The organism is Pseudomonas sp. Pse79 (assembly GCF_024519615.1).
In the GTDB taxonomy this organism is placed as follows: Bacteria; Pseudomonadota; Gammaproteobacteria; order Pseudomonadales; family Pseudomonadaceae; genus Aquipseudomonas; species Aquipseudomonas veronii.
The window spans coordinates 258352-275441 of record NZ_JALJRR010000002.1; the positions used below are offsets into that span (position 1 = coordinate 258352).

Annotated in this window: 15 protein-coding genes; 11 read left to right on the forward strand and 4 right to left on the reverse strand. The window is 58.7% G+C overall.

The features are described 5' to 3' along the window. The first annotated feature begins 97 nt into the window (after positions 1–97). The 5 genes from NR164_RS04345 (at position 98) to NR164_RS04365 (ending at position 4669) form a co-directional block, all read left to right on the forward strand. A complete protein-coding gene (locus tag NR164_RS04345) occupies positions 98–1525 on the forward strand; it encodes a coniferyl aldehyde dehydrogenase (RefSeq protein WP_256822345.1) in 1428 nt (475 codons plus the stop codon). A gap of 28 nt (positions 1526–1553) precedes the next feature. Continuing rightward, positions 1554–2099: a twin-arginine translocation pathway signal protein gene (locus tag NR164_RS04350; protein WP_108524869.1), complete on the forward strand. Its 546-nt coding sequence runs from the start codon at positions 1554–1556 to the stop codon at positions 2097–2099. A 36-nt stretch (positions 2100–2135) separates the two neighbouring features. Further along, positions 2136–3731, forward strand: a complete 1596-nt coding sequence (locus tag NR164_RS04355; RefSeq protein ID WP_046381747.1) for a GMC family oxidoreductase — start codon at positions 2136–2138, stop codon at positions 3729–3731. 103 nt (positions 3732–3834) lie between these two features. After that, positions 3835–4314: a pantetheine-phosphate adenylyltransferase gene (gene coaD, locus NR164_RS04360; RefSeq protein ID WP_003176711.1), complete on the forward strand. Its 480-nt coding sequence runs from the start codon at positions 3835–3837 to the stop codon at positions 4312–4314. 103 nt (positions 4315–4417) lie between these two features. After that, complete coding sequence (locus NR164_RS04365) at positions 4418–4669, forward strand: YfhL family 4Fe-4S dicluster ferredoxin (protein WP_010564414.1); 252 nt, start codon at positions 4418–4420, stop codon at positions 4667–4669. Between the two features lie 122 nt (positions 4670–4791). Here the strand turns inward: NR164_RS04365 and mutM are convergent, their stop codons facing one another. Both mutM and NR164_RS04375 read right to left on the reverse strand, forming a co-directional pair. Next, positions 4792–5604, reverse strand: a complete 813-nt coding sequence (gene mutM, locus NR164_RS04370) for a bifunctional DNA-formamidopyrimidine glycosylase/DNA-(apurinic or apyrimidinic site) lyase (RefSeq protein WP_017845033.1) — start codon at positions 5602–5604, stop codon at positions 4792–4794. A gap of 21 nt (positions 5605–5625) precedes the next feature. Further along, on the reverse strand, positions 5626–6438 hold the full coding sequence (locus NR164_RS04375) for an HDOD domain-containing protein (RefSeq protein WP_169884649.1): 813 nt from the start codon (positions 6436–6438) through the stop codon (positions 5626–5628). Between the two features lie 240 nt (positions 6439–6678). Here NR164_RS04375 and NR164_RS04380 point away from each other — a divergent pair, with 240 nt between their 5' ends. From NR164_RS04380 to ilvD, 5 genes are all read left to right on the forward strand, one after another. Next, the gene (locus tag NR164_RS04380) at positions 6679–7875 is read left to right on the forward strand and encodes a class I SAM-dependent rRNA methyltransferase (RefSeq protein WP_046381745.1); all 1197 of its coding nucleotides are present in this window, start codon (positions 6679–6681) and stop codon (positions 7873–7875) included. Between the two features lie 407 nt (positions 7876–8282). Continuing rightward, positions 8283–9359: a SagB family peptide dehydrogenase gene (locus NR164_RS04385; protein WP_256822346.1), complete on the forward strand. Its 1077-nt coding sequence runs from the start codon at positions 8283–8285 to the stop codon at positions 9357–9359. 5 nt (positions 9360–9364) lie between these two features. Next, the gene (locus NR164_RS04390) at positions 9365–10330 is read left to right on the forward strand and encodes a diiron oxygenase (protein WP_256822347.1); all 966 of its coding nucleotides are present in this window, start codon (positions 9365–9367) and stop codon (positions 10328–10330) included. After that, positions 10323–11531 (forward strand): MFS transporter, encoded by a 1209-nt coding sequence (locus NR164_RS04395; RefSeq protein WP_256822348.1) that lies wholly within the window; start codon positions 10323–10325, stop codon positions 11529–11531. Before NR164_RS04390 ends, NR164_RS04395 begins: the two co-directional genes overlap by 8 nt. A 225-nt stretch (positions 11532–11756) precedes the next feature. Further along, positions 11757–13598, forward strand: a complete 1842-nt coding sequence (gene ilvD, locus NR164_RS04400; RefSeq protein WP_046381743.1) for a dihydroxy-acid dehydratase — start codon at positions 11757–11759, stop codon at positions 13596–13598. 139 nt (positions 13599–13737) lie between these two features. On the opposite strand, the gene NR164_RS04405 is transcribed toward ilvD, so the two are convergent. Further along, the gene (locus NR164_RS04405) at positions 13738–14799 is read right to left on the reverse strand and encodes a hypothetical protein (RefSeq protein ID WP_046381742.1); all 1062 of its coding nucleotides are present in this window, start codon (positions 14797–14799) and stop codon (positions 13738–13740) included. A 241-nt stretch (positions 14800–15040) separates the two neighbouring features. Here NR164_RS04405 and NR164_RS04410 point away from each other — a divergent pair, with 241 nt between their 5' ends. Then, complete coding sequence (locus NR164_RS04410; RefSeq protein WP_046487851.1) at positions 15041–16432, forward strand: L-cystine transporter; 1392 nt, start codon at positions 15041–15043, stop codon at positions 16430–16432. Positions 16433–16532: 100 nt separating this feature from the next. On the opposite strand, the gene NR164_RS04415 is transcribed toward NR164_RS04410, so the two are convergent. Then, on the reverse strand, positions 16533–17045 hold the full coding sequence (locus NR164_RS04415) for a dihydrofolate reductase (RefSeq protein ID WP_104904290.1): 513 nt from the start codon (positions 17043–17045) through the stop codon (positions 16533–16535). Positions 17046–17090 lie beyond the last annotated feature (45 nt).

A 17090-nucleotide genomic window follows, 5' to 3' on the forward strand; every position in this document is an offset into this window, starting at 1 on the left:
GCCGGGATAAATCCAGTTGTGGCTGCAATGCCATTTGACAATTTAGAGCAATAACTCTAAAAATCCAGGCGGACCAATAACAATCCGGAACTGCACCATGTCTGCCAACGTTGCCTACCCGCAAGATTCCCAGACACTGGATCAACTTCAGGGCCTGTTCGACGCCCAACGCCGCGCCTATGCCGCCAACCCGATGCCGCCGGCCGCGCAACGCCAGCAATGGCTCAGGGCCTTGCGCGAAGTGCTCAGCGACGAACGCCAGGCGCTGATCGACGCGATCAGCCAGGACTTCAGCCATCGCAGCGCCGACGAAACCCTGTTCGCCGAACTGATGCCCAGCCTGCATGGCATTCACTATGCGAGCAAACACCTCAGTGGCTGGATGAAACCTTCCCGCCGTGCTGTAGGCATTGCCTTCCAGCCCGCCTCGGCCAAAGTCATCTACCAACCGCTGGGCGTGGTCGGGGTGATCGTGCCCTGGAACTACCCGCTGTACCTGGCCATCGGGCCATTGGTGGGTGCGTTGGCCGCGGGCAACCGGGTGATGCTCAAACTCAGCGAATCGACCCCGGCCACCGGCGAACTGCTCAAGACCCTGCTGGCGAAGGTCTTCCCCGAAGACCTGGTGTGCGTGGTGCTGGGCGAGGCCGACGTCGGCATGGCGTTTTCCAGGCTGCGCTTCGATCATCTGCTGTTCACCGGCGCCACCAGCATCGGTAAACATGTGATGCGCGCGGCGGCCGAGCATCTGACTCCGGTCACGCTGGAACTGGGCGGCAAATCGCCGGCGATCGTTTCCGCCGATGTGCCCCTCAAGGACGCCGCCGAACGCATCGCCTTCGGCAAGGCCCTGAACGCCGGGCAAACCTGCGTGGCGCCGGACTACGTGCTGGTGCCGGAAGATCGCGTCGAGGGTTTCGTCGAGGCCTACAGCAAGGCGCTTCGTGGTTTTTACCCGACTCTGGCCAACAACCCGGACTACACCGCCATCATCAACGAACGGCAACTGGCCCGGCTCAACGCCTACGTGAAGGACGCCACCGACAAGGGCGCCACCCTGATCCCTCTGTACGACCAGGGCCAGGCACGCCGCATGGCCCACAGCCTGCTGTTGAATGTCAGCGATGAAATGACGGTGATGCAGGACGAAATCTTCGGCCCGGTGCTGCCGATCGTGCCTTATCGCGGCATCGACCAAGCCTTTGCCTACATCAATCAGCGGCCTCGCCCACTGGCCCTGTACTACTTCGGCTACAACAAGCGCGAACAGAACCGCGTACTCCACGAAACCCACTCCGGCGGCGTATGCCTGAACGACACGCTGCTGCATGTGGCTCAGGACGACATGCCTTTCGGCGGCATCGGCCCATCAGGCATGGGCCACTACCACGGTCATGAAGGGTTCCTCACGTTCAGCAAGGCCAAGGGCGTGCTGGTCAAGCAGCGCCTGAACGCCGCGAAGTTGATCTACCCGCCTTACGGCAAATCGATCCAGAAGCTGATCCAGAAGCTGTTTATCCGCTGATACCGCCACCCTCGGGATAACCATAACAATGAACCCAAGCCTGACTGATTCACCCGCGCTGTCGCGGCGCGGCGTCCTGAAAATCGGCCTGTGCGCCAGCGCCTTCCTGGCCACCGCCGGGCTGGGTGCCAGCCTCAGCGGTTGCTCCAGCAGCACTCCGGCCAGCGGCTTTGCCCTGTTGCGCAGCAGTGACTTGCCGTTTCTGCGCGCGGTGATCCCGGTGCTGCTGGAAGGCGTGGCCAGCGCCCAGGAAGTCGCCAGCGGGATTGAAGACACCCTGAAAAAACTCGACTACAGCCTGCAGCACCTGTCGCCGGAGATGTTCAAGCTGACCCAGCAATTGTTCGACGTGCTGGGCATGGGCATCACCCGCGGCCCACTGACCGGGGTCTGGGGCAGTTGGGAAAACGCCAGTGGCGAACAGATCCGCAACTTCCTGCACCGCTGGGAAAACAGCTACCTGAACCTGCTGCGCATGGGCCAGGGTTCGTTGCTCAAGCTGGTGATCATGGCCTGGTACTTCCGGCCGGCGTCCTGGGCCCATTGCGGCTACCCCGGGCCGCCGAAGATCTGATTCGCATCCCCCCAATAAAAACAAGAGACGACCCCGATGCCTGTACCCGATCTGTTCCGCGACGGCCTGGCCCGCGGCTGGAAAACCCACAATGGCGCCGCCCTCGACCGCGACCTGACGCTGGAAGCCGACGTAGCGATCATCGGCAGCGGTGCCGGCGGCGGCACCACTGCCGAAATCCTCAGCGCCGCCGGCTACAAAGTGCTGCTGATCGAAGAAGGCCCGCTCAAGACCAGCAGCGATTTCAAGCTGCTCGAAGACGAGGCCTACGCCAGCCTGTATCAAGAAGGCATCGGCCGCATGAGCAAGGACGGCGCCATCACCATCTTGCAAGGCCGGGCCGTGGGCGGCACCACGCTGATCAACTGGACCTCCAGCTTCCGCACCCCGGACGCCACCCTCAGCCACTGGGCCAGCGAATATGCGGTCAAGGGCCACAGCAGCGCGGACATGGCGCCATGGTTCGAAAAAATGGAACAGCGCCTGGGCATCGCTCCCTGGGCCATGCCGCCCAACGCCAACAACGACGTGATCCGCAAAGGCTGCGAACAGTTGGGCTACAGCTGGCATGTGATCCCGCGCAACGTGCGCGGCTGCTTCAACCTGGGTTATTGCGGCATGGGTTGCCCGGTCAACGCCAAGCAGTCGATGCTGGTGACCACCATCCCCTCCACCCTGGAGAAAGGCGGCGAGCTGCTGTACCTGGCCCGCGCCGAACGCCTGGTCTACAGCGGCGACCGCATCAATAGCCTGGAATGCGTGGCCATGGACGAACGCTGCGTGGCGCCGACTGGACGCAAGATCACGGTCAAGGCCAGGCATTACGTGCTGGCCGGCGGCGGCATCAACAGCCCGGCGCTGCTGATGCGCTCGGCCGCCCCCGACCCGCATTCGCGGCTGGGCAAGCGCACCTTTTTGCATTTGGTGAACTTCTCCGCGGCGCTGTTCGACGAGGTGATCAACCCGTTCTATGGCGCGCCGCAGTCGATCTATTCCGATCACTTCCAATGGCTGGACGGCACCACCGGCAGAATGTCGTACAAGCTCGAAGCGCCGCCGCTGCACCCGGCGCTGGCCAGTACGCTGCTCGGCGGCTACGGCACCCAGAACGCCCTGGACATGAGCCAATTGCCACATACCCACGCAATGCTCGCCCTGCTGCGCGACGGCTTCCACCCCGACAGCCCCGGCGGCAGCGTGGAACTGCGCGGCGACGGCACACCGGTGCTCGATTACCAGGTGTCGCCTTACGCCTGGGACGGCCTGCGCCGCGCGTTCCACAGCATGGCCGAGATCCAGTTCGCGGCGGGCGCCAAGTCGGTCAAGCCGCTGCATCACGATGCGCGCTACGTGAAGACCCTGGCCGAAGCACGCAGCCTGATCGACGGCCTCAACCTGGAATTGCACCGCACCTGCCTGGGCAGCGCCCACGTGATGGGCGGCTGCGCCATGGGCGAAGAGCCGAAAAATGCGGTGGCCGACAGCCTCGGTCGCCATCACCAGTTGCGCAACCTGTCGATCCACGATGGTTCGCTGTTCCCCACCAGCATTGGCGCCAACCCGCAGTTGTCGGTGTACGGATTGACCGCGCAACTGGCGAGCGCATTGGCCGAACGTCTGAAAACGGCATGAAAAAACAGGGTATTTCGCGGGTCTATCTGCATAAGTCGACTTGGCCGACCGGGACGGCTGCGATACCATCCGGTTCCCCAACGGACTCCGCCAGGACGACGCGATGAACCGAGTGTTGTACCCAGGTACCTTCGACCCGATTACCAAAGGCCATGGCGATCTGGTCGAACGCGCCTCGCGCTTGTTCGACCATGTGATCATCGCGGTCGCTGCCAGCCCCAAGAAAAACCCGCTGTTTCCCCTGGAACAGCGCGTGGAGCTGGCGCGCGAGGTCACCAAGCACCTGCCCAACGTCGAAGTGGTGGGTTTCTCGACGCTGCTGGCACATTTCGCCAAAGAGCAGAACGCCAATGTGTTCCTGCGCGGCCTGCGCGCGGTATCGGACTTCGAATACGAATTCCAGTTGGCCAACATGAACCGCCAACTGGCGCCGGACGTGGAAAGCCTGTTCCTCACGCCGTCGGAGCGTTATTCGTTCATTTCCTCGACGTTGGTCCGTGAAATCGCGGCCCTGGGCGGGGATATCACCAAGTTCGTGCATCCGGCCGTGGCTGATGCGCTGACCCTGCGCTTCAAGAAGTAAGACCGCTCACTCGGCGCCCGCTCGCACTGCGGGCGCCAATGCGGCACAATTGCGCGCATTAGTTTTCCAGATGCCTTGGCTGACTGCCCTGGCAGGAGTTTCCATGTCCTTGATCATCACCGACGATTGCATCAACTGCGACGTCTGCGAACCCGAGTGCCCGAACGCCGCGATTTCCCAAGGCGAAGAGATCTACGTGATCGACCCCAACCTCTGCACCCAGTGCGTCGGCCACTACGACGAACCGCAGTGCCAGCAGGTGTGCCCGGTGGATTGCATTCCACTGGATGAAGCCCATCCGGAGACTGAAGCGCAGTTGATGGAGAAATACCGGAAGATTACCGGTAAGGCTTGAGCCTGGTGGCGTCTGTGAGGGCCTCATCGGGGGCAAGCCCCCTCCCACACGTTGATGTGTGAATACATTCAAATGTGGGAGGGGGCTTGCCCCCGATGGCGATATCCGCCATCACACAGCAATCAGCTCTGGCACTTAGGGCAAAACACACTCGCCCGCTGCCCCAGCACCACATTGCGCAACTCGCTCCCGCAGACCTTGCACGCCTCGCCGCCCCGGCCGTAGACGAACAGTTCCTGCTGGAAATACCCCGGCTGCCCGTCGCCGCCGATAAAGTCGCGCAAGGTGGTGCCGCCGCGCTCGATGGCGGCCGCCAGAATGCGCTTGATCTCGATCGCCAGCTTCAGATAGCGCCCGCGTGAAATGCCACCGGCCTCGCGGCGCGGATCGATCCCCGCCGCGAACAGCGCTTCGGTCGCATAGATATTGCCCACGCCCACCACCACCGCGTTGTCCATGATGAACGGCTTGACCGCCATCGAACGCCCACGGGACAGTTTGAACAGGCGTTCGCCATCGAACAGGTCGGTCAACGGCTCCGGCCCCAGGCGGATCAGCAGTTCGTGGTTATGCGGGTCCTGGCTCCAGAGCATCGCGCCAAAACGCCGAGGGTCGGTGTAGCGCAGGGCCAGGCCCGACTCCAGCTCGATGTCCACATGCTCATGCTTGGCCGCCGGCAGGCCGACTTCCACCAGGCGCAGGTTGCCCGACATGCCCAGGTGACTGATCAGGGTGCCCACTTCGGCGTTGATCAACAGGTACTTGGCCCGCCGCTCCACCAGCACGATGCGCTGCCCGGACAGGCGTACATCGAGGTCTTCCGGGATCGGCCAGCGCAGGCGTCGCTCGCGCACCACGACGCGGCTGACCCGCTGGCCTTCCAGGTGCGGCGCAATCCCGCGCCGAGTGGTTTCGACTTCTGGTAACTCGGGCATGTGTGCCTCGTGAGGTAAGGGTCAGTGCGCGCCCAGTTCGCGGATCGACAATTTCATGCTTTCGAAGTCGTAGTCCGACAGGCCCACGTAGTCCAGCACCAGATGGCCAATCGCGTCCCACTCATAGTCGACCGGCTGGTTGCCCAACACCCGGTACGACGAGCAGATGTGCTCGGCCATTTTCAGGATCGCCAGCAGGTTCTTGAGTTGCGGATTGCGCGGCGACTCATCGCTGAAGATCGCCAGGGCGTTGTGATGGTTGGCAATGGCGTCGGTCACATGCTCCGGCAGGCGCCAGGACTTGGCGGTGTAATAGCCGACCACCGCATGGTTGGTGTTGAACGCATTGTTTTCGGTGTCGACCACTCGGCAGTCGGCACCGGCATTGGCGTAGGACTCTTCGAGCACCACCATGTAATTGGGGAAGCGCTTGAGCATCAGCGGTACGCCGCAATCGTGGAACAGCCCCAGGGCATAGGCTTCGTCCACCGCCTGGGCGCCGGTGCGCTTGGCCAGGGTGAGGCAGGTCATGGCCACGTCCTGGGCGGTGTCCCAGAAACGGTTGAGGGTGACGATGGTGTCGTCGCTCATCTCGCCCTTGATCGACAGGGCGTTGATCAGGTTGATGATCGAACGGCTACCCAGCAGGTTAACGGCGCGCTGGATCGAGGCGATCTTGTTGCTCAGGCCGTAATACGACGAGTTGACGATCTTCAGCAGCGCGCCGGACAGGCCCGGGTCCTGGGAAATCAACCGCGCGATCACTTCCAGGTCCGGGTCGGGCATGTACTGTTCCATCTGCAAATCCACCATGATTTGCGGCTGAGGCGGCACACTGATGCCTTGCAGGGCCTGCTGGATCTGTTCGGCGGAAAGCTCTTGGGACATAAGTACACACTCTGGGCGAGAGGGGGATTCTAACCCCGATGGGAAGCTGACCGACACCTCAAAAAACCAAATGGCACTCCTATCAAATGGACGCCACAGCACGCGCGCCCCCTGCAACCCATCAGGCCAAGCCACGAAATGTAATGCAACACGGTATACTCCCGCTCTTTTTTCCGGAGCGACGTCATGTCCCTGCCAAGCCTGCGTCTCAAAGCCAACGCCGATCGTCGTTTGCGCAACGGCCACCTGTGGGTCTACAGCAACGAAATCGACGTGGCCGCCACCCCACTTCACGGCTTCCAGGCGGGCGACCAGGCCATCCTCGAAGCGGCCGGCGGCAAGACCCTGGGCATCGTGGCCATGAGCCCGAACAACCTGATCTGCGCGCGCCTGCTGTCGCGTGACATCAAGTTGCCTTTGGACAAGTCGCTGCTGGTACACCGCCTGAACGTCGCCCTGTCCCTGCGCGACCGCCTGTTCGACAAGCCGTTCTACCGCCTGGTCTACGGCGATTCCGACCTGCTGCCGGGCCTGGTGGTCGACCGTTTTGGCGACATCCTGGTGGTACAGATCGCCTCGGCGACCATGGAAGCGCATAAAGAAGACGTGATCGCCGCCCTGACCCAAGTGCTCAAGCCGAGCGGCATTCTGTTCAAGAACGACTCCGCCGCGCGCGACGCCGAAGGCCTCAACCGCTACGTCGAAACCGTGTTCGGCCTGGTGCCGGAGTGGGTCGCGCTGGAAGAAAACGGCGTGAAATTCGAAGCCCCGGTGATCCAGGGCCAGAAAACCGGCTGGTTCTACGACCACCGCATGAACCGCGCACGCCTGGCCCCGTATGCCAAAGGCAAGCGCGTCCTCGATCTGTACAGCTACATCGGCGGCTGGGGCGTGCAAGCCGCGGCCTTCGGCGCCACTGAAGTGTTCTGCGTCGACGCCTCGGCCTTCGCCCTCGACGGTGTAGAGCGCAACGCCGCGCTGAACGGCGTCGCCGAGAAAATGACCTGCATCGAAGGCGACGTCTTCGAAGCCCTCAAAGAGCTGAAAGCCAGCGAAGAACGCTTCGACGTGATCGTCGCCGACCCACCGGCCTTCATCAAACGCAAAAAAGACATGAAAAACGGCGAAGGCGCCTACCGCCGCCTCAACGAGCAAGCCATGCGCCTGCTCAGCAAGGACGGCATCCTGGTCAGCGCCTCGTGCTCGATGCACCTGCCGGAAGACGACCTGCAGAACATCCTGCTGACCAGCGCCCGCCACCTGGACCGCAACATCCAGATGCTTGAACGCGGCGGCCAGGGCCCGGATCATCCGGTGCACCCGGCGATTGTTGAGACGCGGTACATCAAGAGCATTACGTGCCGGTTGTTGCCGAATAGCTGATCGACATCAGAAATGGGGATTCCACATGGAATCCCCAACTTCATTACCTAAAATCATCACGATCGACAGTCTTTCAATGGCCGTCAATTAAACATAAAACGAAGAACCCGCATCATTTTGTAGTACCACTCCGACAAAAAAACCCGAAGAGTCTTACGCAGTTTTTTCTTGAAAATCCATAATTAACTCCTATGATTTTAATTATCACCTTCGTCGGTGATATTTAACTCAAATCAAGCTAAATCAACAAGCTAAATCAAGGAGATCCAAAAATGAAAACAATCAATCTGGAAACTTCTCACATTGCCAACTTAGCTTTCGTAGTAGCACCGAAAGCCCGCTAAGAAAATGAAACGCTGGGGAGTGCCGGCTACCCAGCGCTTTCAGAAAAAATGGAAGGCATGGCAATGCAAATAGCCCCTTATATATTCATTCTTCCCCAAACACCGGCCACGGTAGTGTGGAACTATAAAAGCCATAAACAGTTCGAGTTAAACCTAGCCTACTCAATACGGCTCACCGAACTGATAAACAACCCAGACAACTTTGATAACTCAAGCCCAATAGACGCTCAATTATTCGCAGCAGGAATATTGACAACCCGCGCACCCGAGCGCCTTATTTGGGGCTGGGATGAACTATCAAAAATCTTTCATATTGGCACCAAGAACATTCCTTGTAGCCACGTACCCGAAAACGCTGCTGAATGGGCGAGTATCTATCTTGAACACTGTAAGAAAACACTAGCCATCCCTCCTCCTCTAGCCCGAACATCCATCAAGCACGTTGACCCCCCTTTAATTCGCCTACCAACGCCACTTAAACTGCCAGAGCACTCACTTCAACATGTTTTGTTTATCCGAAAAACCTGCCGCACCTTCACGGGCGAACCTGTACCTTTACAGGCCATAAGTACGATCCTTTACCTATGCTTAGGCTATTTAAAAGAAAGAATAAACAATATTGATGAAAGCGTCGCGCAAGGCCTTGAGGCACGAAGAAGCAGCCCATCCGGCGGAGGATTAAACGCATGCGAAGGTTTTCTGTATGCTCAAAATATAGAGGGCTTGCAACCCGGAATCTACGCTTATAACGCAGCGGAGCACACGCTGAGCCTCGTTAACCCACAGATTAATCAGTCATTAGGACATGTGCTATCAGGACAGCACTTCATCAACAATCTTCCAGCGGGTCTTTTCATCACTTGCCGATTCGACAAACTGTGGTGGAAATATGAACACTCGCGAGCTTATCGGATGGCCTATGTCGAAGCAGGTCATATCTCACAAACCTTTCAATTAGTCGCGACCGCGCTGGGACTGAGCACTTGGTTGACTGGCGCGCTGACAGACCATCAGGTCGAATCATTGTTAAATATTGAAGAAAACAACCCTGAACAAGCCTTATTTTTTGTTGGGTGCGGTAAAAGCGACGGACAAGTAATGTGCAAAGAACTGAAATCACTGTTGAACAACCGAGGGTAGAATTCATGATCGAGCCGCTCATCGACCCTGGCATATGGAAGAACCGCTTCACTCTTGGAGAGTGGAATACTCACGCATCGGTACGCACCAGTGATCACCACTATAAATTGCCTACGGACATAGAAAAACAACTGGAATCACAAGATTGGTTTCCCCCCGCTCTCCTTCCTTACCTCAGTCATCCGGAAATCAGCTCAGCCGATCCGGCCATCACTAAACGTCTTTGCGCTAATCACCTAGTAAATTTCCTTCACTACACAACAGTACTTGAGCACCGAATTGTTAATCGCTCCGTCGAAGTAATCATTCATGATGAGCTCGATTTTACAATACCGCCGCGTATGAAAACAGCTGCTCTGCAACTCTATACTGATGAAGGTTACCATGCGCTATTTTCCAATCAGCTTGCCGAGCAAGTTATTGACTTCTACGGAATGACTGACCGACCGACCACGCACAGACGAATAACGCGGCTCAATCATCTTATCGACAGAACCCCGGATAAGCCGAGAGCACTCACATGGTTTCTAATTGGCTTCGTATCGGAAACGATCATTGCTAAAGATCTGCGTGAGGTTTGTCAAAATACGCTGGTATGCAGCGTTCAGGAGATGCTCAGTGACCATCTGGCTGACGAAGCAAGACACAGCCGTTATTTTAGCGAGGTATTTCATTATTTGTGGTTTCAAATGAGCGACGAAGTACGTCTCTCGTCCGCAAGACAGCTCTTAGAGATTCTTTTTATTTTCTTTGAATCTGATCAAAAATGGCTCGAACGAAGTTTACGCAGCGTGCAATTGAGCAAGACCGCTGTTCAGCAAATACTGATTACGATGGCGGACCCACAGGCTCATATTCTTCGCACGCGCTCAGGTGCTAGTTCGACGCTTCAAGCATTGAAAAGAGCCGACTGCTTCAAACAACCTGAAATCCGACAGATGTTCTCTAATAGGAGACTTTTAGATGAATGATGCATCTACATCTATCGAAGGCAAAAAAAAGCGTAGATCTGCGGTCATTCTATTAATGACGATGGTGTTACTCGGTGTTTTCCCCCTGGATGTCCTACTCCCATCCTTTCCTGCATTGGCTGCGCACTTTCAGAGTAAGCCTGCAGACATTGCGTTCTCCATCAGCCTTTTTGCAATCGGCATTTCCCTATCACAACTTTTAATCGGTCCACTCTCAGATACCCTTGGGCGTAAGAGCTTGTTGATTGGAGGGATGGTTGTATCAATCATCGGGGCAACCGGTTGTGTGTTCTCGAACGAATACACATGGTTTCTGATATTCAGGATGATTCAAGCCATAGGCTGCGGCTGTTTCGTGCTGTCACAGGCCTTGGTTCAGGATATGTTTGAAGGTAAAGAGAGGGATCGGTTACGCATCTTGATGATTACAGCCAGCGGAATTTTTATCTCCCTATCACCGCTACTCGGCAGCCTACTGCAACAGTTTCTTGATTGGCCTGGCAGCTTTTTTCTTTTTATTACATTGGCCGTTGGCGCTTTATTAAAAGCGTACTTTTTTCTGGATGGTCATCCTACAACGCCACATCCGAACCAAAATATCGTCCGCGCTTATCAGCGGGTACTGAGCAGCGGAAGTTTCGTCGGTTACTGGCTAATTGCAGCCATTGCTTTCGCCTGTCATTTTTCATTCATTGTCATATCACCGCTCATATTCATGGATCAGCTGAAGCTGTCCACCTATGAGTTCTCCCTAACCTTACTGCTTTACGGCGCGGCTTACGTGACTGGCGGCATTGTGGCTCGCATACTCTCTAATTGGCTCGCGCCCACGACTCAGATCATTTTCGGTTTGGCCCTGATTTTTTGCTCCGGACTGTTGATGCTTTTTCTGTCCCGCGTGTTTGAGCTTTCAACGGTGACGGTATTGGTGCCAATGATTATCTGCACGACTGGCACGACCATTTGTCGGCCCATCGCGACCTCTAAAGCCATGGACGTGTTCCCGGAAAGTGCCGGTACGGCGGCATCGGCTGGGAACACTTTAATTTTTATACTGGGTGGATTGATTAGCGCATTGATCAACATAAGCACGATTAACTTGCAAATGACCCTGGCATTGACTTTTTTGCTGCTGAGTACAACGGCTCTCGTGTTGAACTCATTGATTTCACGTCGCCAGCAACTATTGGACGTCGGTTGACGCCGCCAATACACGCCCAACCATTCCCTCCAGCCGCCAGCGGTGTAGAATCGGCCCTATTCATCGCCAGTCATCCCCGGCGGGTTTATGAGCTCAAGGCCCAGGCGTGCGGCGATCCCGCGACGCGAGCGGCAACTTCCGGACACACGGCTATTTCTGAGTGTTCCTGACGTCAATAGAAGCTCACTCCCCTTAAGTACCTGATTAGCCGCCCGGAGTGCTCCAATGCCTGATTACCGCTCGAAAACATCCACCCACGGCCGCAACATGGCCGGCGCCCGCGCACTGTGGCGTGCCACGGGGATGAAAGATGACGACTTCAAGAAGCCGATCATCGCGATTGCCAACTCGTTCACACAGTTCGTCCCCGGCCACGTCCACCTCAAGGACCTGGGCCAACTGGTCGCCCGCGAGATCGAACGCGCCGGCGGTGTCGCCAAAGAATTCAACACCATCGCCGTGGACGACGGCATCGCCATGGGCCATGACGGCATGCTGTATTCCCTGCCGAGCCGCGAGATCATCGCCGACTCCGTGGAGTACATGGTCAACGCCCACTGCGCCGACGCCATCGTGTGCATCTCGAACTGCGACAAGATCACCCCCGGCATGCTGATGGCCGCCTTGCGCCTGAACGTCCCGGTGATCTTCGTCTCCGGCGGCCCGATGGAAGCCGGCAAGACCAAACTCGCCTCCCACGGCCTCGACCTGGTCGATGCCATGGTCATCGCCGCCGATTCCAGCGCTTCTGACGAGAAGGTCGCGGAATACGAGCGCAGCGCCTGCCCGACCTGCGGTTCATGCTCCGGCATGTTCACCGCCAACTCGATGAACTGCCTGGTGGAAGCCCTGGGCCTGGCCTTGCCGGGCAACGGTTCCACGCTGGCCACCCACAGCGACCGCGAGCAACTGTTCCTGCAGGCCGGCCGCACCATCGTCGAGCTGTGCAAACGCTACTATGGCGAGAACGATGAGTCGGTGTTGCCGCGCAATATCGCCAACTTCAAGGCGTTCGAAAACGCCATGACCCTGGACATCGCCATGGGCGGTTCCACCAACACTATCCTGCACTTGCTGGCCGCGGCCCAGGAAGCCGAGATCGATTTCGACCTGCGCGACATCGACCGTCTGTCCCGCCACGTGCCGCAACTGTGCAAAGTCGCGCCGAACATCCAGAAGTACCACATGGAAGACGTGCACCGCGCCGGCGGGATCTTCTCGATCTTAGGTTCCCTGGCGCGCGGCGGCCTGCTGCACACCGACCTGCCGACCGTACACAGCAAGTCCCTCGCCGAAGGCATCGCCAAGTGGGACATCACCCAGACTGACGACGAAGCCGTACACACCTTCTTCAAGGCCGGCCCGGCGGGCATCCCGACCCAGACCGCGTTCAGCCAGTCGACCCGTTGGGACACCCTCGACGTCGACCGTGAAAACGGCTGCATCCGCAGTGTCGAGCACGCCTATTCGAAAGAAGGCGGCCTGGCCGTGCTGTACGGCAACATCGCCCTCGACGGCTGCGTGGTGAAAACCGCCGGTGTGGATGAGTCGATCCACGTCTTCGAAGGTCGCGCCAAGATCTACGAAAGCCAGGACAGCTCGGTACGCGGCATCCTCGCCGACGAAGTCAAAGAAGGCGACATCGTGATCATCCGCTACGAAGGCCCGAAAGGCGGCCCGGGTATGCAGGAGATGCTCTACCCAACTTCGTACCTGAAATCCAAGGGCCTGGGCAAAGCCTGCGCGCTGCTGACCGACGGCCGTTTCTCCGGCGGCACCTCGGGCCTGTCCATCGGCCATGCTTCGCCTGAAGCCGCTGCCGGCGGCGCGATTGGCCTGGTACAGGACGGCGACAAGGTACTGATCGACATTCCGAACCGCTCGATCAACCTGTTGATCAGCGACGAAGAACTGGCCGCGCGCCGGGTCGAGCAGGACAAGAAGGGCTGGAAGCCGGTGGAGAAGCGTCCGCGCAAAGTCACTACCGCGTTGAAGGCTTATGCGTTGCTGGCGACCAGTGCCGACAAGGGTGCGGTGCGTAACAAGGCGATGCTGGACGGGCTGTAAGGCCCGCCCATGAAAATGCCCCGCCAAGTGCGGGGCATTTTTTTGCCTGGAGCAATTCTCCAAAACACTGGAGATCAACATGTGGGAGGGGCGGTGCGACGATTCGCCCCTCCCACATTTTTTGACCGTGTTCAGCCTGTTACTGGATCTCATCCGGCTTGACGATCACCCAGTTCTTGTCCGCCGTCACCGGCAAGCCTTCCTTGGCCTGGGCGGCCGCGTGTTTGGCCATCATGCCGTTGAGCTGGGTCATGTACTTGTCTTTGCGGTTGACCCACAGGTGAATGCCGCCCTTGGCCACGTCCACATCGTGGAACAGCATGTAGCCGTCGCTGGTGGGCGTATCGCCGCCGACGATCACCGGTTTTTTCCATTCGTCGATGTAGGTCAGGATCGCGGCGTGCTTGCCGGCCATCCAGGTCGCCGGGGTCCACAGGTAGGGGGTCAATTCCAGACCGAGGTTGGCTTTTTCGTCGTATTTGCCGGCAGTGATCTGCTTGCGTGCGGTGGTCAGTTCGCCGGTCTTGCGGTCCTTGAGCAGGGTGCTCACGCCGATGACGTTCTGCGGTTTGACGTTGTAGCCGTACTTCGGATCGGCAGCGACCATGCGTACCAGCTCTTCCGACGCGGCGGTCATCACATACACCTCGATGCCGTTTTCCATCAGTTTGTTGTACAGCTCAGCCTGACCGGTGAAGACTTTCGGCGGCTGGACTTCGGAGTTCTTCACCGCGTCGCCTTCGAAATAGCTGACCGGCACTGGCTTGCCGGAGGCCATCAACTCATCGACCTGGACCTTGAGCTCCTTGAGGGTAAAACCTGCAAACACCTGGGCCACCCACGGGTAGCAGACCATGTCGTCCACTTCGCAGAGGCGATAGTAGTAACTGAACAGACTTTCCTTATGCTCGGCGGTGTCTTTGAAGGGCATAAGCTTGAGCGATGGGTCGAGGCTGTCGCGGGTGATCAGGCCCTTGTTTTCCATGTAGGGCAGCAGGGACTCTTCGAGGTCGTAGCGGTAGCTGGTGTTGTCCATGTCGAACACCGCGAAGTTACCCTTGTTGGCGTTGGCGGCGATCATTTCGTTCAGTTGCTTGGCGGCCGGGGCCGGCCAGTGTTTCAACTCGGTGGCGGCGAACGCCTGGCCGGCAAGTGCGAGGCAGAATGCGGCGGATACCAGTAGTTTCGGCGCGAGCTTCATAGGCGTTGTCTCCCTGAGTGAAAGACATCGACGCTAACAAATCCCTGTGACAGTTTTCGCCCGGTCGCGACCGCTTGCGTTCTGATTCCGCCATTGCCATGTGCCTGAGCGCCAACTACTTATTCCAAAAACGACAGACACCATTCCATATTGGTATTAAATCAATATATATCAAGCTGTTAGGCTTCCCGGTTCGCAATCGCAGGCTCACGCGATTGGCAACACTCTCAACGGAGCTTCAATGAATCTGCCCCTGATTCTCAACTTACTGGTGTTCGTGGCCCTGTTGCTGGGCCTGGCACAAACCCGTCGAACGAACTGGAGCCTCGCCAAGAAGGTCCTGTTCGCCCTGATACTCGGCGTGGCGTTCGGTACGGCCTTGCACGCCATTTACGGCGATGGCAACCCGGTCCTCAAAGCCTCTATCGGCTGGTTCGATCTGGTCGGTAACGGTTATGTGCAGTTGCTGCAAATGATCGTGATCCCGCTGGTGTTCGCTTCGATCCTCAGCGCCGTGGCACGTCTGCACAACGCCGCGTCCCTGGGCAAGATCAGCTTCCTGACCATCGGCACCCTACTGTTCACCACCGCGATTGCGGCGCTGATCGGCATCGGCCTGACCAACCTGTTCGGCCTCACCGCCGAAGGCCTGGTGGCCGGCACCCAGGAAATGGCGCGCCTGCAAGTGATCCAGAACGACTACGCGGGCAAGGTCGCCGACCTGAATATCCCGCAGTTGCTGTTGTCGTTCGTGCCAGCGAATCCGTTTGCCGACCTGGCCCGCGCCAAGCCGACCTCGATCATCAGCGTGGTGATCTTCGCCGCCTTCCTCGGCGTGGCCGCGCTGCAACTGCTCAAGGATGACGTGGAAAAGGGCCAGAAAGTGCTCAACGCCATCGACACCCTGCAAGCCTGGGTGATGCGCCTGGTGCGCCTGGTGATGAAGCTCACGCCCTACGGCGTATTGGCGCTGATGACCAAGGTGGTCGCCGGCTCCAACCTGCAAGACATCATCAAGCTCGGCAGTTTTGTCGTGGTCTCGTACCTGGCGCTGGGGCTGATGTTCGTGGTGCATGGCCTGCTGCTGTCGCTGGCCGGGATCAACCCGCTGCGCTTCTTGCGCAAGGTCTGGCCGGTGCTGACGTTCGCCTTCACCAGCCGCTCCAGCGCGGCGGCGATCCCGCTGAGTATCGAAGCGCAGACCCGCCGCCTGGGCATCCCGCACGCCATCGCGGGTTTCGCCGCCTCGTTCGGCGCGACCATCGGCCAGAACGGTTGCGCCGGTCTCTACCCGGCAATGCTGGCGGTGATGGTCGCGCCGACGGTCGGCATCAACCCGTTGGACCCGCTGTGGATCGCGACCCTGGTGGCGATTGTGACCTTGAGTTCGGCGGGCGTTGCCGGCGTGGGCGGCGGGGCGACGTTTGCCGCGCTGATCGTACTGCCGGCGATGGGCTTGCCGGTGTCACTGGTGGCGCTGCTGATTTCCGTGGAGCCGCTGATCGACATGGGCCGTACCGCGTTGAACGTGAACGGTTCGATGACAGCGGGGGCGATTACCAGCCAGATCATGCAGCAGACGGATAAAGAACGGCTGAATGCGGATGAGCATGCGGAGTTGGCGCAGGCCTGATAGACCGCTATCGGGGGCAAGTCGAATCGTCGCACCGCCCCTCCCACACTTGATCGCATTCACTCGGTCAAATGTGGGAGGGGGCTTGCCCCCGATGCTTTTAGGCTTTTTCCCAGACTTCGAAGTTGTAAGCCGGCTTGTCACCTTCGGCTGGGTTCTGCAGATTGGAAACCAACTTCCACTGGTTCTCATCAAACGCCGGAAACCACGCATCCCCTTCCGGGCTCAGCGCCACCCGCGTCAGGTACAGGCGATCCGCCTGTTCCAGCCCCTGCGCATAAAGCTGCGCGCCGCCGATCAACATCAGCTCATCCACGCCTTGCTCAAGCGCCCACGCCTGCGCGCGTTCCACCGCCGCTTCAAGCGACGGAAAAACTTCCGCACCTTCCAGCGCCAGGTCGGTCTGACGACTGACCACAATGTTCAAGCGCCCCGGCAGCGGTCGGCCCAGGGAGTCCCAGGTCTTGCGCCCCATGATGATCGGCTTGCCCAGGGTGGTGGCCTTGAAATATTTGAAATCCCCCGGCAAATGCCAGGGCATGCTGTTGTCGACGCCGATCACACGGTTTTCACCGAGGGCTGCGATCAGGCTTAGAGGGAGAGTTTTTTTCATGGCGACGAGAATACCAGAGCCACGCGAAGCGTACCCCAACCGGCT